Below are 19,160 nucleotides of genomic sequence, written 5' to 3' on the forward strand. Positions count from 1 at the left end.
CTAGTTTACACTGCCAACCACGTTGTCGACAAACCAATCCATGCTTAATTCCGCTTCATCTGTCAGCACCGTACCGGCATTCACTCGTACTGTTCCGGTCTGATCTTTTATCTCGCCTGCAAAAACATTAAGTGTTCCCGCTTTAATTGCTGCTGTTGCCGTATCAACCTGGGCTTGAGCCGATCCTGGTGCCAGCTTTGTTAAAGTATCAAGTGAAACAATACCGTCATTCATGCCGCCCCAATACGTATCAGATTTCCAGGTACCATCGATGACCGCTTGAACTCTCTCGGTATAATAACCGCTAAAATCCCACAGCGGTGCTGTCATATATACTTCCGGCATCGTTGCAGCTGCGCTTAGGTCATAACCTATCGATAATTTTCCGGCTTCCTTAGCTGCTTCCATAACAGCTGTTGAATCTTGATGTTGAGCTGTTACGTCGCATCCTTGCTGAATCAAAGCTTCGGCTGCGGCTTTTTCAACGGTCGGGTCATACCATGTATTGGTCCACGACACATTTACAGTTGCAGTTGGATTTACCGATTTTACGCCCAGCGCAAAGGCATTGATTCCCCGAACACATTCTGGAATCGGCATTGCTGCAATGTATGCGATTTTATTTGTTTTTGTCGTTAAGCCGGCGACAATTCCTGATAAATAACGAGGTTCTTCAATTCGTCCGAAATAAGTTCCTAAATTATCAGATGTCATATAGCCTGAGCAATGTTCGAATTTAACATTTGGAAATTCTTTAGCAGCTTCTACCATGCCATCCATGAAACCATAACTGGTTCCAAAAATAATTGTACAGCCCTGATCAACCATATCTCTGACTGTTGAGACAACGGCACTTTTTTCTTCCGCAACATTTTCTTTCACTACTGTCTCAACTTTACCGTTAAAGTGCTCAACCATTTTTGCACGGCCTTGATCATGAACTTGTGACCACCCGCCATCATCGGCAGGGCCAACATAAAGAAAACCAACCTTAGTCACGGCATTCGTTTTTGTTGTCGAACCTGAACTACAACCTACAACACTGACTACAACCATAATCAGCGCAAGCATCAATACTCCCAATTTCTTTTTCATTCTGTTCCTCCTAATTATAATTAGTGCAACCTGTTAAAATAAACAGTCTTACCCACATTAGTATTCTACCTAAAAAGCATCTAAAATGCAATCTAAAAAAAGCAAAACAGCGGGGTGCATTTATTGTCGATTTTTGTTGCAATCAACCCATTAATTCGTTATTATTATAATATGTAAACAGGGTGAACTAAAACCTTCACCTTAGAAAAGGTACGTATTTTCATTTTGAAAGGAGTGTCGTTTTGAAAAAAGAAAAGAAAAGCAAGAAATTGGATATCAAAGAAGGTAAGGATTCAAAAAAAGAAACAAAAAAGAAAAACCTGAATGAAGAAAAAAAGGTGGGTGTTATTAGTAAAAAATCAAAATCTGTTCCGCAAGACAACATTCAGCCAACGGCAGGAGTTGATTATGCTGTGCTAAAAAAACTCATGATTGATTCAGCCGTTCTTTACCAAAATATTCTTGTCTTACCGCAGGCTTTTAATGTCAGCAATCATTCATACTCCTTATTCCCTTCAGAGCTCAAAGCTCTTGACATGATCGGTCACTTTTCAGGCATCAATTTAACTCAGCTTGCAAATAAAATAGGAATTTCTAAGAGCGCCATTTCGAAATGCACCTCTAAACTTTTAGAAAAAGAGCTGATAAAAAAAGAAAAATCACCGATTAATGTTCGGGAAGTTGTTTTTACACTCTCTGAGGATGGTCAATCAATTTTTTCTCAGCTAGATCATGCCCATTCTGATCTGTTCAGACCTTTTAATCGTGTTCTTGAAAGCCTTTCCATCCAGGAAACTAATGAACTTCATCATGTGTTTTTAGATATTCATTCGCGTTTAGAAGAAATCCTTGACAATCTCTAACTTAAATTATAAACCAGCGACACATCAAAAAGACAACTCTAAATTTGAAGGTCAGCATTTATCTGGTTGTAACCAATCCTGGTGACAATCAAAACACCGACAATAATGTTGGCCTTTAAATTTTTTCAATTCGTCCTATCACAATTTACTCTATTGCATCAGGTTATTTGAATTATTTTTGTTTTCGCCCTGATTTACTTTCGTATAAGTCTCCTCATCGATCATTCCATAACTTTCCAGCTTCAACGTCATTGTCTTTTCAGATAACACTTCCCCTTTAATTTCGAAATCAGTTGTTTTCAAAATTGGTTGATAATTCTCCACTTCCTGAAGAAAGCGAATGGAGTTCGCCTCATTCCCGGAATAAATAATTGCAAATGAACACCTGGCCAGATATCTTCCATCCGGCCCTTTGATTATTTTATCTTCATTTTCCATTTCCAGACCAACAGCCTCATCCATTTGAGTATCGATTGGATTAAATTTAACAGAGATTAATTCGACTTCCGCTTTCTCTGCCATTTCAACGATACCTGCATATAATCCTACGGAATCAATCATATCTGGAATATTGATCTTATATTCTTCAATTTTTTCGCGAATATTTCCGAATTCTGATAAATATTCTTTCTCCGTCATTTTTTCTGGAAAACCAATACTGATGTTGTTTTTTTCTGCTAACATTTCTTTGTTAGCGACAACCATTTCATATTCCGGAACCAGAAACAATACTGTTAGCATAATGATAAAGGCAGCGAGAATCAGTCCTTTTTCAATCTCTAACTTTAACCCTTTATTTGTTGTTTCACTTTTTTCCTGATTCTCCTTGTCAATGATACTTCTACTCATATTGAACCTCTGTTGTTTCTATTTCAAATGTAAATTCCCAAATATTTTCGTTTAAAACCTCATTAATGGTATTTTTATGTTCGGTTTCCAGCAATGATTTTTTTGCGGTATCTTGGATACTGACATTTTTGAACAATTCCTGTGTCATGAGCTTGTCTCTGAACTGAAAAATATCTTCCTGGTTTTTCGTTCGGCCAGATACGATTAATTTTCCATCAATATATGTATATTCGATTAGATTGACTCCAGTCGGAAGCGAATCATTAACCCCATTCAACGCTTTCAGAGATGTATCCTTATTCCGGGTTAAAACTTTTTTAAGTTTATTTTGATACTCCAACAATTCATTTTGATCTGAAATATTCTGATAGATAATCTGATCGCCGCTTTTATTTCTTATAACTTCCTCAACCTGTTGTATTCTATTTAAGAGAACCTGATTCATAACGACCAAACTTCCATATGCCATTAAAAACAAAATAGCGGTCCCCCAAATCGCCAGGATCCACAACTTTCTTCCGGATACTTTTCCCGGCTTCTTTTTCCGGGAACGAATTGGCAATAGATTTATTTCTGTCTTCATGGTTGCCTTCCAATCCTATCATTCTATTATTATTTTAACATTCCGCTTAAGCAGGGCAGTAATAAGCAAAGTTCCGCTTCCGTCATTTCCTTTGGAAAATGAAACAAACTCTGATCTTCCAAAAAAATCGAAAAATATTTGACTTCCTTGTTAATCTTCTCTTTAATGTAATTTAGAACCCCATATTCCAGACTTTTTCCGCCTAATAAATAGATATTGCTATTTTCGTATCCTCTGGCAAGTCCCAATGGTGATTGAAAACTCTCTTTTATCCCTTTAACCACAGATATTAAATAAATTTCGAAATCAGCTGAACCATTCATTTCTATCCGTCTCTCTTCCTGAAGAAAACCATGATCATAAAACAACAGACGGGCACTTGTCTGACCCATATCTATTATTAAATCCGCATTCTTTTGATTCTCCGCAAATAATTTTCCCAAGACACTGAATTGCGGTTCAATCCTTTTCAGGCCATGTTTGGTACTATTAAACACCTTGCAATAAGCTTTCAATACTTCTTTATGAACGGCAACTCCCAGCACATCCAGCTTTTTAACATCAATACCCAAATATTCAAAAATTTCCGTTCGTTCTTTTGCTAAAAAATCAATCCGCCAGTTATCAAATTTTTCCGGTATCATAACCTGCATCTTCCAATTGATTGCTTCCTTAACCTCTTCTATTTGCATCATTGGAAATGCAAAGGAGGATACAACCATATTTTTATGATTGATTACCAGCAGCAAATCATCGCTTATGTGATGTTCTTTCAGCAACGTTCTTAAAAACACCACCAGATCTATTTTTTTTTCAGGAATTCCTTCATTAAAAACATCATTGGGTGTTTTCTCTATCCAGTAGTTTTCGATTTGTATAATCCCTGCATCCGTGCAAAATCCTTTCGTTATTTTCGTTACTTCTTCTCCTAAATCTACGACCCACTGCCTCTTTTTCTTTTTCATTCCGCCTCCAGCATCTTCCATTTAAACGTTGAAACGATCCCTTTACTTGTTTCATCATTTTTCGGAATAATCTCTATTTCGCCATTGAATTTTTTGTGGAAGTCTCCATAATTGCTTTTCACATCAACAAAACGGTAGTTTTCGGCTGCCACAGTTATAACAATGCTGTAGTTGCCACCATTTTCATCAGCCTGCATGCCACTGGTTCCTCTATAATTAATGTCATTCTCCAGTTCGGATCGAGCAACTGCCAGGGCATTTTTTCCGGTTAGAATGCAAAGCTCATAGTCCTGGTTCAAGACATTTGCCTTAAGTTCAGCCATCCCCTGAGTTAGTAGGTATCCCACACCTCCAGCCAGCAAGGCAATCACCACAAGCACTAACGGCAGAATAAATCCTTTTTCATTATTGATTATCTTTTTCAAATAATTTCCACCGTCTTTCCATGCCGAATCGTCGTTTTGCGATAAAAATTTTCGCCATCAACAGACAAGGTGTATTCCAGCACAATTTCATTATTAGGTCCCAATGAAAGAGAAAACGCCTGAACGTTGTCGGTAAACTGACTGTTTCCCCCTGAACCAATTGAATTGAGACTGCCTTTATATACTTTATAACGTCTTAAAAAGCCATTTCTAAATTGATAATAATTATAATAAAGATCTGGATTTTCTAAATCCTGCAAATAAATACGATCAGATTTGACTATGATTCGCTCGGATTCTAAAACTTGTTTTTGAAAATAGAGGTTTAAATAGCGTTCATTATAGGAAACCTTCTGATTGGTTTCGGCTTTTTGGTCGATGCTGTTGACAAATATTAAACCTGACAAAAGCATCACTAAAACCAGCGAAATAACCATCAGCGCTGTTATTACTTCAATGAGGGAAAACCCTTTATTATGGTCAAGCCGGATGATCACCATGACCTCCAGGAAACTTTGATATAGAAGTGCTTTTCTGCGCTATTTTTCCCTTTATGTATAATCTTAATTGTATACAAACCCGACTGATCGTCCCCCTGAATTTCTTCCCGCCGATAACCTGAGTATTTACCCTGCAAAACAGAATCCACCTTTTCGGAAAGGGTTAAAGCGGTTGAATCACCTAAACTCCCGTTAATCTCATCAGCAATACTGTTTATTTCAATGGACTGTTCGAAAATACTTTTTGATACCATCTCAGTTTTAATCGCCATTCCATAAAGCCCAAGGATGGTGGCAAGACCAAATCCGCAAATAGCAATCGCGATAATTGCTTCCACCAATGTATAACCATTTTGCACGCCCAGTACCCATTTATAAAAACCTTTAAATTTATGGTTCATCCAAATAAATCCTTCCGTTTCCGAGTTGTACTATTATTTTTCTGGTTACCCCAATGGGACTGACAAGATTAACTGTTCCTCCTTGCGACACCGTCCCATGCCCATATAAATTCAACGCAATCTCCTTGGTATATGAACCGGTATAACTAAAAGTATTCGCTGGAATAAAAACAATATGATGAACTTTATCTTTCGTCCATGAAATTTGCATACCATTATCAAGCAAGCGAACCTGCCGATAATTTCCATCCATAATGGCTTCATTTTGATACTGAAGTAATGTGTATAACGTTTTTTCGCATTCCTCGTTAAAAGCTCTTTCTGTTAGTTTTCCTTTTTCGCTCAAATTGATACTGAACATGGTTACCGTTAGCAAAGATAAAATTGCCAATGTCACCATGAGTTCCATTATTGTAAATCCATTTTGCGCTCTATTTGATTTCTGCTTTGAATACTTTGCCTCTTTTCTCTTTTGTAAGCTTATTATAAAGTGGTTGATTCTTCGTATTATGTTAATCACTTCACGGAATCCGTTATCCCGACGGTTCTTGTTGTTGAATCATAAGTGAATACTTTTCCTTTGCTGACTGGTGCTATGGCGATTTCTTTAATATAACCTTTTTTATTTAGCTCAGTAATCAGATCATTAAAAGTAGTGAATGTCGATAGATTTTCTGCTCGTTCGGCCTCATATAATTCTATGGCACTTTGAACAATGCGGACATTTGCCTGATCTGTTCTTGCCTGTGAATTAATAAGAACGCCAGTGAATCGTGGCAGTGCCAAGGCTGTTAACGCTCCTAAAATGGCGATTACTACAATCAGCTCAATCAGAGTAAAGCCGGAAACGTTTACATCTCGTTTAATACAATTACCATTTTCTTCCACTTTTTCTCCCCATTCTCTTTTTTGTATGATAGTATCACGATTTCCAAATTAAAAGAAGAGTAAATATTAATAATATTTACTCTTCTTTTTCATTCGGTTCATCAATATATTGTTTTTTTCAATTCTATTCCATTACTGATTGAATTGCATAATTATCTATTCAACTTTATAATCATCATAACCTTTTTCTTCCCGTTTGATTTGCGCATAATTTTTCTTCATTTCAATTGCCTGAATAACAAGAAAAATACCCATTATGCCCAATACGATGCCAATAATCACCATAAAAAATCCTGCCGGTCCCATTGGATCAATAAAAGCATAGATTCCAAACGCGATTAAGGCAATTCCGATTACAATTTTCATCATCTTTCCGAAACCTTCTGAATTACCAGATATAATCAGAAGAAAAATACCGGTAATAATGGCCCAGATTCCAATAATAAAAATAAAAAAGGAAACAATAAGGTTTGGCACTAATAAGAATATTGCGCAGATCACCAAATCAAATATGCCTCTGCCGATGCTAAAGTTAACACTCGAGCCATATTTATGACGAATGATCAGGGCTGAGATCAGATAAAGCGCACCCATAACCCCCCGATAAACACCAAAAACAAAAACTAAAAGGGTGAGCGCCAGATTGCTGTTGATAATTGTCAATGCACATAATGCAAGATAGCAGAGCCCATCCAGAAGCATGAGCCACCACTTGCCATATGAACGTTCCAGTACTTCTACTCCCAAAGACTTTGCTTCACTTCGATTCATTTGAAAACCTCCTTGTTAATTTTATTTTTTCTCCATACTTTCAACTACCCGATTAAAAACCTGAGCGGCTCGAATTTTAACCGGATTACATCCTGTTACGGAATCTCTATGATATTCCTTGATGTAATCACAATCTAAGCTTCCAAATTCCGCTTCAAATTCTTTGACTAAAAGTTTTGTTGCCTGAGTCATTTTTGCCTGATCGGATGGGCGCTCATCAGTATATAATACCCCAAGTGCTGCCAATGAACCAGAAAAGGCACCACATGTTTTTCCTGAATAAAAACCTGCCCCAAATCCCTGAAGCATTTTATAGCAATCATCATTCAAATTTAAATCGTATTTGTCATTAGCTGCCCGAAGCAGTGTCTCCGCACAATTCATATGATATAATGGTTGTTCCTCAACTGGTTTGTCTTTTCCAAAAACGTTATATTTCTCGACCTGCTTTTCCATTTTATCCCTCCGATTGAATTTATTTATATTGAATTTACTTATTTCATTGATTATATATTATAAACACACCATCTGTAAAATGTATTTTTATATTTCATAATCGCAATAAACTGCAATACCGACAATTGATTAACAATTGTCGGTATGATTTCACAATAAGCTATTTGAAATTCAAATTTTTTATACTTGGATTTGATATTTTTTAATTTTGCTATATAAGGTATTTCTTTGGATCCCCAGTACATTGGAAGTCTGGCTGATATTACCATGAAATAGTTCTAAAACCTTTGTTATGTGTTCTTTTTCAACATAGCTCATATCCAGCCTTGAGGGATCAAGATTTTCTAAGCCTTCTCTTAAAATTGCTGCTGGCTCATATTCTGCCAAACTATCCGACAAAGCCTGATTTTCCTGATTTGAATTTTCAATAAAATATTTTATCGGAAATGATTCCGAATTGACTATAAGTTCCGCAATATTTTCCAATTCCCTGACATTTCCAGGCCAATTGTAGTTTTCTAATATCATCAGTGATTCTTCCGAAATTTCGATTTCCTTTTTTCCATATTTTTCTGAAATACTTTTCATGAAATATTGAAAAAGTAGATAAATGTCACTTTTTCTTTCTTTTAATGGCGGAAGATACAAGGGTAATACATTCAGACGATAGAATAAATCCTTGCGGAATCGTCCGAGTTCAACTTCTTTTTTTAAATCTTTATTCGTTGCTGCAATAATTCTCACATCGATTGCTATCGGGTTTTGACTTCCGATTTTTGTAATAATATTTTCCTGGAGCACTCTTAATAAGCGCGTCTGCATATCCAGGGGCATTTCTCCAATCTCATCCAGCATGATCGTACCGTTATTCGCCTGCTCAAATTTTCCGATATTTCCGCCCTTTTTAGCCCCGGTATAAGCGCCTTCTTCATAACCGAATAGTTCTGATTCTATTAATTGATTGGGAATGGCTCCGCAATTTAAAGCAACGAAAGGTTCATCCATCCGTTTACTGTAATTATGTATGGCTTGAGCAAAGACTTCTTTCCCGCAGCCACTCTCTCCCAAGATCAGAATGGTTGATCGATTGTTTGATATTTTTTTTGCATATTCAATAGTACTTACAAAATTTTTGTCTTTTCCCATAATTTTGTCAAATGTATAATAAGGTTGATAATGTCTTTTGTTTATTTTCGTCTGATCTTCTTTTAAAACAAAGACTATTTCGATACTGTCATCTTGGGGATTATAGATGGGACTTGCCGTCATCAGACAGGGAAAATGATTCCGTAAAGCCTTTATATTAATAATCCGTGATACATTTTTTTCCAAATTAATGGCTTCCTTAACGCTGCTCCATTCCTCGATAATTTCACTAACGTTTGTCGCTGTTAATTGTTTATATTTATTGCCACATAAATCCACCGCTTTTTGATTGTAAATTTTAATCCGGCCCTCCAAATCAGAGGTCAGGATCGCAACCGGCATGGAATTAAAAATCGTTTTGATATGTTTATTCGTCATATTCTGAAGGCGGTTATATTCTTTTACCTTTAACATCTCTTCAATGGCATTAGAGGCTGCAATCACCATTCCCAAAGTATGGGGGTGAACCGAATCCGAGTAGCCGGTTAAATTCAGCGCTCCAATCAGGTTTCCGTTTACGTCTTTGATCGGCGCTCCTGAACAGGTCCAGCGGTGATAGGCTTTGATAAAATGATCTTTTCCCGACAACTGAACAGGCTCCTCTGATTTGATAACCAAAGACATCGCATTGGTTCCAATGCATTCCTCATTCATGTAGGCGCCGGCAATCATTTTCAGATTGAATGCTTCAGACAGTATTTTTTCATCCCCGATGGCATTTAGAATACAGCCTTCTTTATCCGTTAACAGAACGAAAAAGTTTTTTCCTCTTACAATGCTCATTAAGTGTTCTATATAAGGGGATGCCGTTAAAATTAAATTTCTGTTCTTGGCAAACACGACCTGCAATTCAGCATTGTCAATTATTTTTTTGCTGTAAATTTGGTCTTCTGTTATTCCAAATTTGCTGCATCGTTCCAGCGAACTTTTAATAAGCGCTTGATAAATTTTTGTATTCATTATTTTTATCCTTTTTCATCCGTTTTCATAATTCCATTGTTCTTTTTCCTGATCAAAATAAATTTTCTTAACACTTCCGTACGGCAGGGACATCTTTAAAATTTCTTTTAAATTCAAACCAAAAATGGTGCTGAGAATGACCCGGTTAACCCCTGAGTGTCCAAGAATAATAATATTTTCCGCCGCTTCATCCATGATAATCTTATAAAAAGCGGGCATGACTCTTTGCTGCAAATCTAAAAAACTTTCTCCATTGGGGGGAGTAAAACGATCTATTTCCGCTCCTCTTTTTTCATAGGCATCCGGATCGGTTCTTTTAATTTCTGAAAAGGGTTTGCCTTCCCAATCCCCCATACTGATCTCTTTAAACTCATCCACGATGGTTTTCGAAATTGTCCGGCCCGCCAATATGATAGCTAAAGTATCCTGGCATCGTTTCATCGGGCTGGTATAGGCTTTATCAAGAGGTATGTTCGAAAAATATTTTTGTAATTTCTCTGCCTGTTCAATTCCCTCTTTGCTTAACAAAAGCTCCGTTTGTCCAATATAGGCTTTTTCCTGATTCCATTCTATTTTGCCATGTCTAATTAAATAAATCTGCTTTACCATCGAACAATCCTTTCCCAATAATTGCTTCAATTTTGTGCTGAATCAACCTGGCATTTTCAAAACGTCGCTTTATTTTTTCACTAGCCTCAGGATTTCCGTCATATTTTATCAACGTTTGCTTTTCTCTTTTTTTCAGACAAACCAATTGATCATTCACAACCAGCTTGTCTGCTAAATAGACTATTTCATTTTCGGTAATTTCTCTATCTTCGGCAACCCTAATATCCATATGAGTGGAAATAATGTTTCCTATTTTTTCATAACCCAGTTTTTTAAGCAACTGTGCGCCCTTCTCGGGATGATGTTCTTCCGTTCTCATGATATCATGAAGCATTGCTGCCGCCTGTACCGATGCAACATCAAGCGTAACATTTTTATCTTTTATCTGACTTAACAAGAAATGTGATACTTCCAACACTTTCTCACTGTGTTTTCTAATCTTTTCCGATACCTGATAACGATCCAGCAGGGCCATACATTCTTTCAAATTGGGTGCCGTCTGGGAATCATAGCATAACAGCGCCTGATAATCAGTAGGGGTATCCATGTCCATTAGAATGGATTCATCTTCTAACGGTAGGTCAATCGCATCATCGGCATATGTTTCCAGCAGCCTTTTTAATCCGCCATCCTGGTTATTCGTCATAATGCTATTTTTATAACGGCTATGAATAAGAGGGGGATGCCCTCGTTTTCCTAAAAAGCTGGGGTAAATAATTCTTTTTTCACTTTTTTCGAAAAATACCATCAGCTGTTGGATGGTTTGCTCTTTTACCAAAGGAATATCCACCGGATGAATAAAAAATGCCGCCATCCTGTCATCTACTAAGGTCAGCCCTTTGACAATCGAGGTGTACATGCCCTGATCAAAGTTTTCATTAATGATACACTGGACAGGCGTGTTTTCAAAATATGATTTTATTTCTTCGGCCCGGTATCCCATTACCAGGATTATCTGATCAACTCCTGCTTTTTTATAAGTCTTAACGACTCTTTCAACCGCCGTATCATTTCCAAATTTAAGCAGCGGTTTAAATCCGTCCATTCGTGAAGAATAGCCAGCGGCAATGATGATTGCTGCAATCTTATTTTTTCTCATCTTTTCGGGGCCCTTCTAACCTGTATCATTTCTGCGGCAATACTAACAGCAAGTTCTTCCGGAGTTTCTCCATGAATGGGCAGTCCAATCGGGCTGTAAACTCTTTCCAAATCCTTATACGTAAAGCCTTCTTCCAACAGACTCTGATACGCTTGATTTCGTTTACTTCTGCTTCCAATCATACCAATATATTGTGCGTCAGTTGAAAGCATTTGAGCCAGCACATCCTTATCATAAACATGTCCCCTGGTGACAATAACGACAAACGAATGCTGGTCAATTTTAACCTGATCAATGACCCGTTCAAACGAGTCGATGACGATGACCTCATCCGCTGTTTTAAATCTCTGAATATTTGCAAATTCTTCACGATCATCAACCACTACCACATAAAAGCCCAGAATCTTGCAAAAATCTGCCAATACCTTACCAATGTGTCCGGCCCCGATAATTAGCACATTTTCATTCGTGAAAAATAGTTCAACAAAATAAGTTTCATCCTGCAAATAAGCTTCCCGGTATTTCATCGTACTAAAATTTTCTCTTATATCCTTTATCAGACTTAACAGCTCTTCACTTTCCGATCCGAACAAGGCCGTTTCTGTACAAATCCATTTTTCCAAACTTTCACCGCCGGCCTCTGGAATTTTAGTTATGATGACAAAATCCGTTTTCTTTTCCCGATAGCTAATAAGCTCACCATAAAAATCTTCAAAAATACGATCACGATAATTGACATATTCCAATAGGATTTTAAGATTTCCGCCACCAGCCGTTCCCAGGCTTACCACCTCTTTACTGGAAAGAAGAAAATTCTCTACCCGAAATTTTTTTTCCTTGAAAACTTTTGCTGCTGATTTGATGATCATCGCTTCAATAAGGCCGCCGCCAATGCTGCCTTCAATGGTCAGGTCCTGCTTGATGATCATCTTTGTTCCTTCGCTTCGCGGCGCAGCAGCTGATTTTTCCAGAATTGTCGCTAAAACCAGGCATTCGTTGTCATCAAGAATTCTTTTTACAGACAATAAAACATCATTCATTTCTTCTTTCCTTTCGCATGTCGGAAATTTTTCTTTTAAGCATACTATTCACTAACTGATTCGGTTTTTTTTCCTGATTTTTATTGACTTTCACATTTAGTGAAAATGGAAAGGTTTCTTGAATCGTTGTGCTTATTTGCCTTCTTACAGCAGGGTAACTGCTTTCATCATATAAGGCTATTTCAAGCTCCAACGTGTTGCTATCTTTTAGAACTGCCTGATAATCAATAATTTCTTCAAACTGTAGAATGATTTCGTCCAATGTTTTCAATTCAAGAAAAGCCCCCCTGCTGATTTCTACCCGGTTCTCCAACCGCCCCTCCACTCTTTTCAGCGTTCTTAAAAAAGTGCCACAGGGACAGGGTTTGTCAGAAAACGCAGCGATATCACCAGTGCGGTATCGGATTAAAGGCATGGCTTCCCGTGTCAGAGTTGTGAAAACGACCTCTCCGACTTCCCCGTTTTCCACCGGCGCTCCCGAATAAGGATTGATTATTTCAACATATAGATCGGCTTCACGCAAATGATAGCCATTTAAGGCTTCACACTCAACGCCGCCCCCATATCCCATTTCAGTCATCCCGTAATGTGTAAACACCGGGCAATTAAAATTTCGATTTAATTCATTGATCATGGCTTCCGGTACGTAATCAGTGCTCAGCAAGAGCTTTTTTATTTTTCTTTTAAAGACATCACTTTTCAACCGACTGAAATACAGAACCTGAATGGGAACCCCGACAATACAGTTGATATCTCTTTCATCAATGATTTTCTCCACTTCGTCAAGATTAGAAAGCAATCCGTATACAGTACTGGACACACCAGATAAGGTTAGTGCTTTTTTCAGCAGATCGCCGATGCTTCCATAAGTGTTTCCCGGCAATAAAACGAGGACACGGTCGGTGCTGTCTGTCAATGAACGCATACCGTAATTAAAAAAATCTACCGTCAGTAACAAATCTTTATCCGTAAAGAAAAGACGTTTCTTTTCTCCGTTGGTTCCTGATGTATTAAGTGTTACAATCCGATCAACCTTTTGTTGGGGAACACATAGAAATGAATAGGGCGACTTTTCGATATCTTCAGGATAAGTAAATGGAATTTTTTTGAAATCATCCAAAGAACTAATGGTATTTTCCCCGATCAAATCCAGATGTTTTTTATAAAACGCGCTGTTTTTTTTCACATAATCCATCGTTTCCAGAATTTTTTTGAATTGATACGCTGCTAATTCCGTTTGATTTCCTGGCGATATTCTGGTTCGGTTGACGATCCAATCTTCAAGTGGTGTTTTTTTCATTTAATGCCTCACTGACCTCGATATAACGATTGCCCTTCTGTATTTGTCAGGTTGTACATGCAAAACGGAATTAATTGCCCCCTGGCATTGACAACATGAATACAGCAGTCCTTGACTCTTTCCAGATCAAGGTTCCATGCATCCTGAAACGCCATGGCTGAAAGAGTAAATGAATAGCGGTTGATACGATCCAGGATTTCATCAAATCCCCGTGAAATAATTTTCTCGGTATTATTTTTTTCTTCGAACTGATCATTTTCTGCTTGATTGCCTGACCATTTACTGGCGATATAAGCTTTTGTTTTGCTGGCACCCTCTTCAGCCTTTTCACTGCCACAGCAGGAAACATTTCTTTTTAAAGTCATCAGCTCATTATTTTTTTGATAAATATAATTCCCGTGAAATGAGCAAAGAGCATTTTCACACCCCGGCGGATTGAAGTCTTGCACTTTAAACTTACTATCAGTTTGCTCTTCGATCCTGTCCATGACTTCTCCGAGCGTTATTCTTTTTTTATTTTCAGGCAAATCGGGTATTCGTCCAAAATAACTTACCGGCTGAAAATGCACGCCCTTTACTGTGGGAATCCATTTTAGTGCAAAATCGATAATATTTCCGATATCCTGGTCATTGATGCCAGATACCAGAGTTGGCACCAGCACCACACCAATTCCGTATTTTTGGCAATTTTCCAGTGCTTTTATTTTTATTTCAAGCAACGGTTTTCCTCTTAATTTCTTAAAAATTTGATTATTCGTTCCATCAAATTGCAGGAAAACAGAATCCATTCCAGCCTCTTTTAATAGTTTAACATAATTTTCATCTTCACCCAAACGAATTCCGTTGGTATTCACCTGAATAAACGGAAAGCCGATTTCATGCCCCATTTTGATGATCTCCGGCAGATCATCTCTTAAGGTTGGTTCGCCTCCAGAAAGTTGAATATTGCACTTCCCGGATGTCTGCATCACACTTTTATACATGGTATCAATGGTTTCCCATGAAAGATCTTGCTGCCAATTACCCTCTGCATTGGCAAAGCAAAACGAACAGTTTAAATTACAGTTCTGAGTTACTTCGATCAGAGCCGTACAGGTATGCTGGCGATGGTCCTCACACAAACCGCAGTCATAGGGGCAGCCTTTATCAACCGTTGTATTGGGATTATTAATTCTGGCCCGCACTTTATTTCGCACCCAATTTTCCATTGGAATGCTGCCCCGCCAAAGCAGGGTTTTAAATCGGCCATGCTCGGGGCATGATTTTTCCATATAGGTCTCATTGTTTTCATTCCATTTTATGGCCGGAATCTTTTTCAAGCAAACCGGACAAAGACTTTGGGTTTTCGAAATGACACGTCTCATCCTTATTCCCGGCTTCCGAGTTCATAACCATGTTCCTGTAAAATTTCCTGGATTTTTCCGAAGCTTTCCAGTATCGTATCCCCGCATTTTACCGGATAACTTCGGTTGTTTTCATCCGAGAAATGATAAACTCCGATGAGATCTACACATTCGGTACTGCCAAAGTGCTCCTCGAACCACTCCATATATTCTTTCACCATGCTGCCATAATCTTCTTTTGTCCATTCTTTGGCTTTACCTTTTCCGGCATATAAGCCGATAATGCCGATTCCGCCGGTGAGAACCCCACATTCTTTCTGGCTTCCGCCGATACCATCACAAAGCCCCCCTATTACCCGAATCAGATCTTCATTGTCGCTTTCTTCCATATCCAGCGCCAATTTCATCATGATCTGACTGCAACAGAAACCATCCGAAACAAGTTTAAAAAGTTCAAAAGCTCCTTCATTCATGTTTTATTCCACCTTTCTTGCGATCATCATAAAATAACCCGGTTTACACCTTTTTAACTGTTCCTGAAAACCCGATGCACAAGAACCCGTTGTTTTCTTCCAAAACCCATTCATTGAACCATTCTCAAATATGGTTTTCACCAGCAGCTGTTTCATTAAGTCGCTATGATCTTCCAATAGCATGACTTCGAAACCGTTGCTTTCAACATTAATCTCCAGTTTCCTGATATCATACAGGCCGCGCATGCAGCTTTCAAATTCGTAGGGTTCTAATAAATCAAGGAACTCCGGGTTTCTAGCATAGACATCGGTGATAAAAAAGTATCCATCTTTTTTAAGAACCCGATGTACTTCCTGTAATGTCAGTTTCACATTGTCCATTAATGAAAGGGTGCATTCTGACAACACGCCTTGAAAAGAAGCATTTTCAAAAGGAAGGGCTTCCCCTCTGCCGATATAAAATTCTCCATCCGGGTTATTTTCCTGTGCTATTTTTAATAGCATCTTGGACGGATCAATTCCCACCGCTTTCAATCCATGATTTTTATCCAAATATCCTACGGTTGCCCCTTGACCACATCCTAAATCCAACAGAGAGTCTGCTTCCGTCCACTGACAAAATTCAATTCCTTTTTGCGTTAAATCAAAACCGCCTGGCCGCAGAGTTGCACCCAAAAGACAAGCCATTGCAGGACTTTCGTAAGCACAATTTCCCGACAATTTATTTATCCTCCAGTCCCTGTTCAACTTCTGCCATTTTGCCCAAAGCGAGGGACTCATTGATAAATACTTGATGACAGGTCGGACAATTCAGCAGCTCCACTTCGAATTCTCCTTCCAAATAGTGGACTTTTACTTTCGTCAATTCCAATTCCTTCTGGCATTTATCACATATCCAGGATTGATAATCTTCTTTTTCTTGATACATTTTATTCCTCCACTATTTCCATGCGATGACTATATACATTTCTAATTAAAACTTTATCATCATCCTGAGCATACTGCACCCAAAAAGTGACATGTTCTCTTTTCAAGCTTGCTAAATAGTCTCCGCTTTCAGGATTAAAAAAACGTTTCCTGCTCTCTTGGGCATTTTTAACGACCGCCTGAATATCTTCCATTAAAATATAACGGTCTTCCATATTCTGACGGACAGATTCAGGTATCACCAGCTGATAATCGTCTTGTGCCGGTTCATCCACGTCTTCATTCCAAACTTCCTTCAGCAACGACCGTTTAACCTGACTGCGGTTCTGATGACGCTCTGAAAGGGTTGGCATTTTTTTAACAGCGCCATCCTCATTGTCTTTGGGATAAATCAGATCGATCAAATGAAAGGTTCTTTTCCCGCCGGAAACGAATAAATCCTTGCACATTGTGCAGTATACCAAAATATCATGGGGGCTTTCTTGAATTCGTTCCGCTACGAAACCATCCGATTGTTCCCGATTGGCGTAGTAGACAAGGCCGCCATAGCCACAGCATTTTGTTCTTTCTCGGCTATATTTCAATTCTTCAATGTTATAGCCCAATTTTGATACAATTTTTCGCACACTCTCATGAAGATCGCTGTTTTCCCTGGTACCGCAGGCATCATGAATACTTAATGTTTGCGGGATCTTAATCTGATCTTTATTTGGCAAACCCTTCTCAGCATAAATATCCCATAATGATTGAACTTTTATTTCCGGCAAATATTTCTCGAAAACCCGAATGCAGCTGGAGCATGCCAGAATAAAGGTCGGTCGTTCCATCTCTTCCCAGACTTTTTTGATCGCTTCAATGTTTTCACCCATCAGATCCTGACGTCCTGCCCAATCTGCCGGAGCTCCACAACAGCCCAAATAAATACCCACATCGCCTTTAACATGTCCGACCAGATACTCGTAAATACTCTTGACATCATCCGGATAGGATGCCGGTAACTGGCAACCGGGATAAAAGAGATATTCGGTTTTTCCGGTCCCATGATACAGACCTTTCACATAGTCGGAAAAGGAAATAAGCGGATAATAGAACAGGTCTTTGGATTGCTCTTTACTGGGTTGTTTGCGAACCAATGAAAACCGTGAACTGTTTGAAAACGCCATATCTTTCAGAGCAAAATCATGGGCGCTGACCGGCATTTTATTTCTTTCCACCATGCTTTCTCGCGTATCCTGGATGACGTCTTTCATGCTAATGTCTAAAAAGCACTCCTCTTTACACAATCCACATTCGGTACAGGAATTGATCATCTTGTTGGCATAATGAGTTCCTAAGATTATCCGCTCGCTGTGATTGATTTGCCGCACATAAGCATAGGGTGACATGTCAAATTTTCTCAAATGATTGCAGCCATCCATACATTTTCGGCACTGGCACTTTATACAGCGTTTCGCTTCTTGTATCGCTTCTTCTTTACTGTATATCGATGACTGCTTTTCAACTTTAATTATAACTTCCGTTTCACTTACATCCTGTTTGAGCGGTGTTTCAAAAATGCCCTCACGCTCTCTGGAATCGGTCAGCGATACTTTTGACAGATAGCGCTCGATTGAAAGAGCCGCCCGTCTTCCTGAGCTTGCCGAAAATATAACCGAGTCATTCCGAGTCACAATTCCACCGCCGACAAAAAGGTTGAGTTCGCCCACCTGAAAGGTTTTTGGATCAAATTCCAGCTGTTCATCCCAGCCACCGGAGCCCAGATAAACCGCATCATATTCCGACAGCAAATCCGTTAAGCGGTTTTTATTCAGCTCTTGATTGAATTGGATGCTGATTCCCTTATCTTTTACTAGTTTAAGCTCTTCTGACAAATTATCTTCCTTGAGTGATTCTCCAATATGATCCCATAGTCGGCCACCCAAACGATCTGTTTTTTCATAAAGAACGATTTCATAACCTTTTTTATCGAGATCCACAGCAACTGTCAAGCCGCTTAATCCGGCACCGATTACGGCAACTTTTCCCTTTTTCTTGGGAACCGGCCATACTTTTTTAGGTTTGGCTGCGCCGTATTCCAGAACCGCTTTTTCCAGCTCCGAAATACTGATCGCCCCACCGGCCTCACTTCTTACGCAAAATGATTCACAGGGATGATCGCAAATTTGACCGATGATTCTGTGAAAAGGGATCTTCTTTTCCATAAGCTTATAGGCTTTTTGAAAATCGCCTTTCTCAATTTCGGAAATAAATTCTATTATTTCCAGATGAACAGGACAATTGGCCGCACAAGTTGGAGGTTCTTTAAAAATACAGCGATCCCCCGTTTCTAATAGCTTGTCTAAATCCATTTTATTGCTACCCTTCTAATTTAAAATAGAGCTGTGGCAAAACTCCGTTTAAATTGACCGCGCCCACCCAGTATTCCCACCAGCACGAGAGCGGATACCCGTTGGGTATTCGCCTCGAA

Annotated in this window: 22 protein-coding genes; 1 reads left to right on the forward strand and 21 read right to left on the reverse strand. The window is 38.7% G+C overall.

All coding sequences use genetic code 11. The features are described 5' to 3' along the window. On the reverse strand, positions 1-1,095 hold the full coding sequence (locus FZC41_RS05760; protein WP_148566448.1) for a BMP family ABC transporter substrate-binding protein: 1,095 nt from the start codon (positions 1,093-1,095) through the stop codon (positions 1-3). A 242-nt stretch (positions 1,096-1,337) separates the two neighbouring features. Here FZC41_RS05760 and FZC41_RS05765 point away from each other — a divergent pair, with 242 nt between their 5' ends. After that, a complete protein-coding gene (locus tag FZC41_RS05765) occupies positions 1,338-1,958 on the forward strand; it encodes a MarR family transcriptional regulator (protein WP_148566449.1) in 621 nt (206 codons plus the stop codon). 150 nt (positions 1,959-2,108) lie between these two features. Here the strand turns inward: FZC41_RS05765 and FZC41_RS05770 are convergent, their stop codons facing one another. The 20 genes from FZC41_RS05770 to FZC41_RS05865 form a co-directional block, all read right to left on the reverse strand. Then, positions 2,109-2,807, reverse strand: a complete 699-nt coding sequence (locus tag FZC41_RS05770) for a hypothetical protein (protein ID WP_148566450.1) — start codon at positions 2,805-2,807, stop codon at positions 2,109-2,111. Next, positions 2,800-3,390, reverse strand: coding sequence for a PilN domain-containing protein (locus tag FZC41_RS05775; RefSeq protein WP_148566451.1), 591 nt, complete (start codon positions 3,388-3,390; stop codon positions 2,800-2,802). The genes FZC41_RS05770 and FZC41_RS05775 overlap by 8 nt, the downstream gene beginning before the upstream one ends. Positions 3,391-3,419: 29 nt before the next feature. Continuing rightward, positions 3,420-4,355, reverse strand: coding sequence for a hypothetical protein (locus FZC41_RS05780; RefSeq protein WP_148566452.1), 936 nt, complete (start codon positions 4,353-4,355; stop codon positions 3,420-3,422). After that, positions 4,352-4,780 (reverse strand): hypothetical protein, encoded by a 429-nt coding sequence (locus FZC41_RS05785; RefSeq protein ID WP_148566453.1) that lies wholly within the window; start codon positions 4,778-4,780, stop codon positions 4,352-4,354. Before FZC41_RS05785 ends, FZC41_RS05780 begins: the two co-directional genes overlap by 4 nt. After that, positions 4,777-5,280 carry a prepilin-type N-terminal cleavage/methylation domain-containing protein gene (locus tag FZC41_RS05790; RefSeq protein WP_148566454.1) on the reverse strand — a complete coding sequence of 168 codons (504 nt, stop codon included), beginning with the start codon at positions 5,278-5,280 and terminating at the stop codon, positions 4,777-4,779. Before FZC41_RS05790 ends, FZC41_RS05785 begins: the two co-directional genes overlap by 4 nt. Then, the gene (locus tag FZC41_RS05795; RefSeq protein WP_148566455.1) at positions 5,274-5,681 is read right to left on the reverse strand and encodes a type IV pilus modification PilV family protein; all 408 of its coding nucleotides are present in this window, start codon (positions 5,679-5,681) and stop codon (positions 5,274-5,276) included. Before FZC41_RS05795 ends, FZC41_RS05790 begins: the two co-directional genes overlap by 7 nt. After that, a complete protein-coding gene (locus FZC41_RS05800) occupies positions 5,671-6,201 on the reverse strand; it encodes a prepilin-type N-terminal cleavage/methylation domain-containing protein (protein WP_311135818.1) in 531 nt (176 codons plus the stop codon). Before FZC41_RS05800 ends, FZC41_RS05795 begins: the two co-directional genes overlap by 11 nt. Further along, on the reverse strand, positions 6,198-6,569 hold the full coding sequence (locus FZC41_RS17715) for a competence type IV pilus major pilin ComGC (RefSeq protein ID WP_279235168.1): 372 nt from the start codon (positions 6,567-6,569) through the stop codon (positions 6,198-6,200). Before FZC41_RS17715 ends, FZC41_RS05800 begins: the two co-directional genes overlap by 4 nt. A 156-nt stretch (positions 6,570-6,725) precedes the next feature. Next, on the reverse strand, positions 6,726-7,340 hold the full coding sequence (locus FZC41_RS05810) for an HdeD family acid-resistance protein (protein ID WP_148566457.1): 615 nt from the start codon (positions 7,338-7,340) through the stop codon (positions 6,726-6,728). 21 nt (positions 7,341-7,361) lie between these two features. Next, positions 7,362-7,796, reverse strand: a complete 435-nt coding sequence (locus FZC41_RS05815; protein WP_148566458.1) for a C-GCAxxG-C-C family protein — start codon at positions 7,794-7,796, stop codon at positions 7,362-7,364. A gap of 180 nt (positions 7,797-7,976) precedes the next feature. Beyond that, positions 7,977-9,902, reverse strand: coding sequence for a sigma-54-dependent Fis family transcriptional regulator (locus tag FZC41_RS05820; RefSeq protein ID WP_148566459.1), 1,926 nt, complete (start codon positions 9,900-9,902; stop codon positions 7,977-7,979). A 15-nt stretch (positions 9,903-9,917) separates the two neighbouring features. Continuing rightward, positions 9,918-10,511, reverse strand: a complete 594-nt coding sequence (cobC, locus tag FZC41_RS05825) for an alpha-ribazole phosphatase (RefSeq protein WP_148566460.1) — start codon at positions 10,509-10,511, stop codon at positions 9,918-9,920. Next, positions 10,486-11,610, reverse strand: a complete 1,125-nt coding sequence (locus FZC41_RS05830) for a DVU_1551 family NTP transferase (protein ID WP_148566461.1) — start codon at positions 11,608-11,610, stop codon at positions 10,486-10,488. Before FZC41_RS05830 ends, cobC begins: the two co-directional genes overlap by 26 nt. Continuing rightward, positions 11,607-12,650, reverse strand: a complete 1,044-nt coding sequence (locus FZC41_RS05835) for an XdhC family aldehyde oxidoreductase maturation factor (RefSeq protein ID WP_148566462.1) — start codon at positions 12,648-12,650, stop codon at positions 11,607-11,609. The genes FZC41_RS05830 and FZC41_RS05835 overlap by 4 nt, the downstream gene beginning before the upstream one ends. Next, positions 12,643-13,950, reverse strand: coding sequence for a DVU_1553 family AMP-dependent CoA ligase (locus FZC41_RS05840; RefSeq protein ID WP_148566463.1), 1,308 nt, complete (start codon positions 13,948-13,950; stop codon positions 12,643-12,645). Before FZC41_RS05840 ends, FZC41_RS05835 begins: the two co-directional genes overlap by 8 nt. Positions 13,951-13,958: 8 nt before the next feature. Next, on the reverse strand, positions 13,959-15,314 hold the full coding sequence (trsS, locus tag FZC41_RS05845; protein WP_148566464.1) for a radical SAM (seleno)protein TrsS: 1,356 nt from the start codon (positions 15,312-15,314) through the stop codon (positions 13,959-13,961). 2 nt (positions 15,315-15,316) lie between these two features. Beyond that, complete coding sequence (locus FZC41_RS05850) at positions 15,317-15,766, reverse strand: DVU_1555 family C-GCAxxG-C-C protein (RefSeq protein WP_148566465.1); 450 nt, start codon at positions 15,764-15,766, stop codon at positions 15,317-15,319. Between the two features lie 3 nt (positions 15,767-15,769). Next, positions 15,770-16,486: a DVU_1556 family methyltransferase gene (gene trsM / locus FZC41_RS05855; RefSeq protein ID WP_243136658.1), complete on the reverse strand. Its 717-nt coding sequence runs from the start codon at positions 16,484-16,486 to the stop codon at positions 15,770-15,772. 1 nt (position 16,487) lies between these two features. Beyond that, positions 16,488-16,694, reverse strand: a complete 207-nt coding sequence (locus tag FZC41_RS05860) for a DVU_1557 family redox protein (protein ID WP_148566467.1) — start codon at positions 16,692-16,694, stop codon at positions 16,488-16,490. A gap of 1 nt (position 16,695) precedes the next feature. After that, positions 16,696-19,041 carry a pyridine nucleotide-disulfide oxidoreductase/dicluster-binding protein gene (locus FZC41_RS05865; protein WP_148566468.1) on the reverse strand — a complete coding sequence of 782 codons (2,346 nt, stop codon included), beginning with the start codon at positions 19,039-19,041 and terminating at the stop codon, positions 16,696-16,698. Positions 19,042-19,160: the final 119 nt, after the last annotated feature.

It is taken from the genome of Acetobacterium paludosum (genome assembly GCF_008086595.1).
In the GTDB taxonomy this organism is placed as follows: Bacteria; Bacillota; Clostridia; order Eubacteriales; family Eubacteriaceae; genus Acetobacterium; species Acetobacterium paludosum.

Excerpts from the sequence above, each read along its gene's own strand:
- FZC41_RS05810 (WP_148566457.1), bottom strand. The coding sequence starts at position 7,340 with ATGAATCGAAGTGAAGCAAAGTCTTTGGGAGTAGAAGTACTGGAACGT.
- cobC (WP_148566460.1), bottom strand. The coding sequence starts at position 10,511 with ATGGTAAAGCAGATTTATTTAATTAGACATGGCAAAATAGAATGGAAT.
- FZC41_RS05770 (WP_148566450.1), bottom strand. The coding sequence starts at position 2,807 with ATGAGTAGAAGTATCATTGACAAGGAGAATCAGGAAAAAAGTGAAACA.
- FZC41_RS05760 (WP_148566448.1), bottom strand. The coding sequence starts at position 1,095 with ATGAAAAAGAAATTGGGAGTATTGATGCTTGCGCTGATTATGGTTGTA.
- FZC41_RS05790 (WP_148566454.1), bottom strand. The coding sequence starts at position 5,280 with ATGGTGATCATCCGGCTTGACCATAATAAAGGGTTTTCCCTCATTGAA.
- FZC41_RS05860 (WP_148566467.1), bottom strand. The coding sequence starts at position 16,694 with ATGTATCAAGAAAAAGAAGATTATCAATCCTGGATATGTGATAAATGC.
- FZC41_RS05840 (WP_148566463.1), bottom strand. The coding sequence starts at position 13,950 with ATGAAAAAAACACCACTTGAAGATTGGATCGTCAACCGAACCAGAATA.
- FZC41_RS05795 (WP_148566455.1), bottom strand. The coding sequence starts at position 5,681 with ATGAACCATAAATTTAAAGGTTTTTATAAATGGGTACTGGGCGTGCAA.
- FZC41_RS05775 (WP_148566451.1), bottom strand. The coding sequence starts at position 3,390 with ATGAAGACAGAAATAAATCTATTGCCAATTCGTTCCCGGAAAAAGAAG.
- trsS (WP_148566464.1), bottom strand. The coding sequence starts at position 15,314 with ATGAGACGTGTCATTTCGAAAACCCAAAGTCTTTGTCCGGTTTGCTTG.
- FZC41_RS05850 (WP_148566465.1), bottom strand. The coding sequence starts at position 15,766 with ATGAATGAAGGAGCTTTTGAACTTTTTAAACTTGTTTCGGATGGTTTC.
- FZC41_RS05835 (WP_148566462.1), bottom strand. The coding sequence starts at position 12,650 with ATGAATGATGTTTTATTGTCTGTAAAAAGAATTCTTGATGACAACGAA.
- FZC41_RS05815 (WP_148566458.1), bottom strand. The coding sequence starts at position 7,796 with ATGGAAAAGCAGGTCGAGAAATATAACGTTTTTGGAAAAGACAAACCA.
- FZC41_RS05820 (WP_148566459.1), bottom strand. The coding sequence starts at position 9,902 with ATGAATACAAAAATTTATCAAGCGCTTATTAAAAGTTCGCTGGAACGA.
- FZC41_RS05780 (WP_148566452.1), bottom strand. The coding sequence starts at position 4,355 with ATGAAAAAGAAAAAGAGGCAGTGGGTCGTAGATTTAGGAGAAGAAGTA.
- FZC41_RS05865 (WP_148566468.1), bottom strand. The coding sequence starts at position 19,041 with ATGGATTTAGACAAGCTATTAGAAACGGGGGATCGCTGTATTTTTAAA.
- FZC41_RS05830 (WP_148566461.1), bottom strand. The coding sequence starts at position 11,610 with ATGAGAAAAAATAAGATTGCAGCAATCATCATTGCCGCTGGCTATTCT.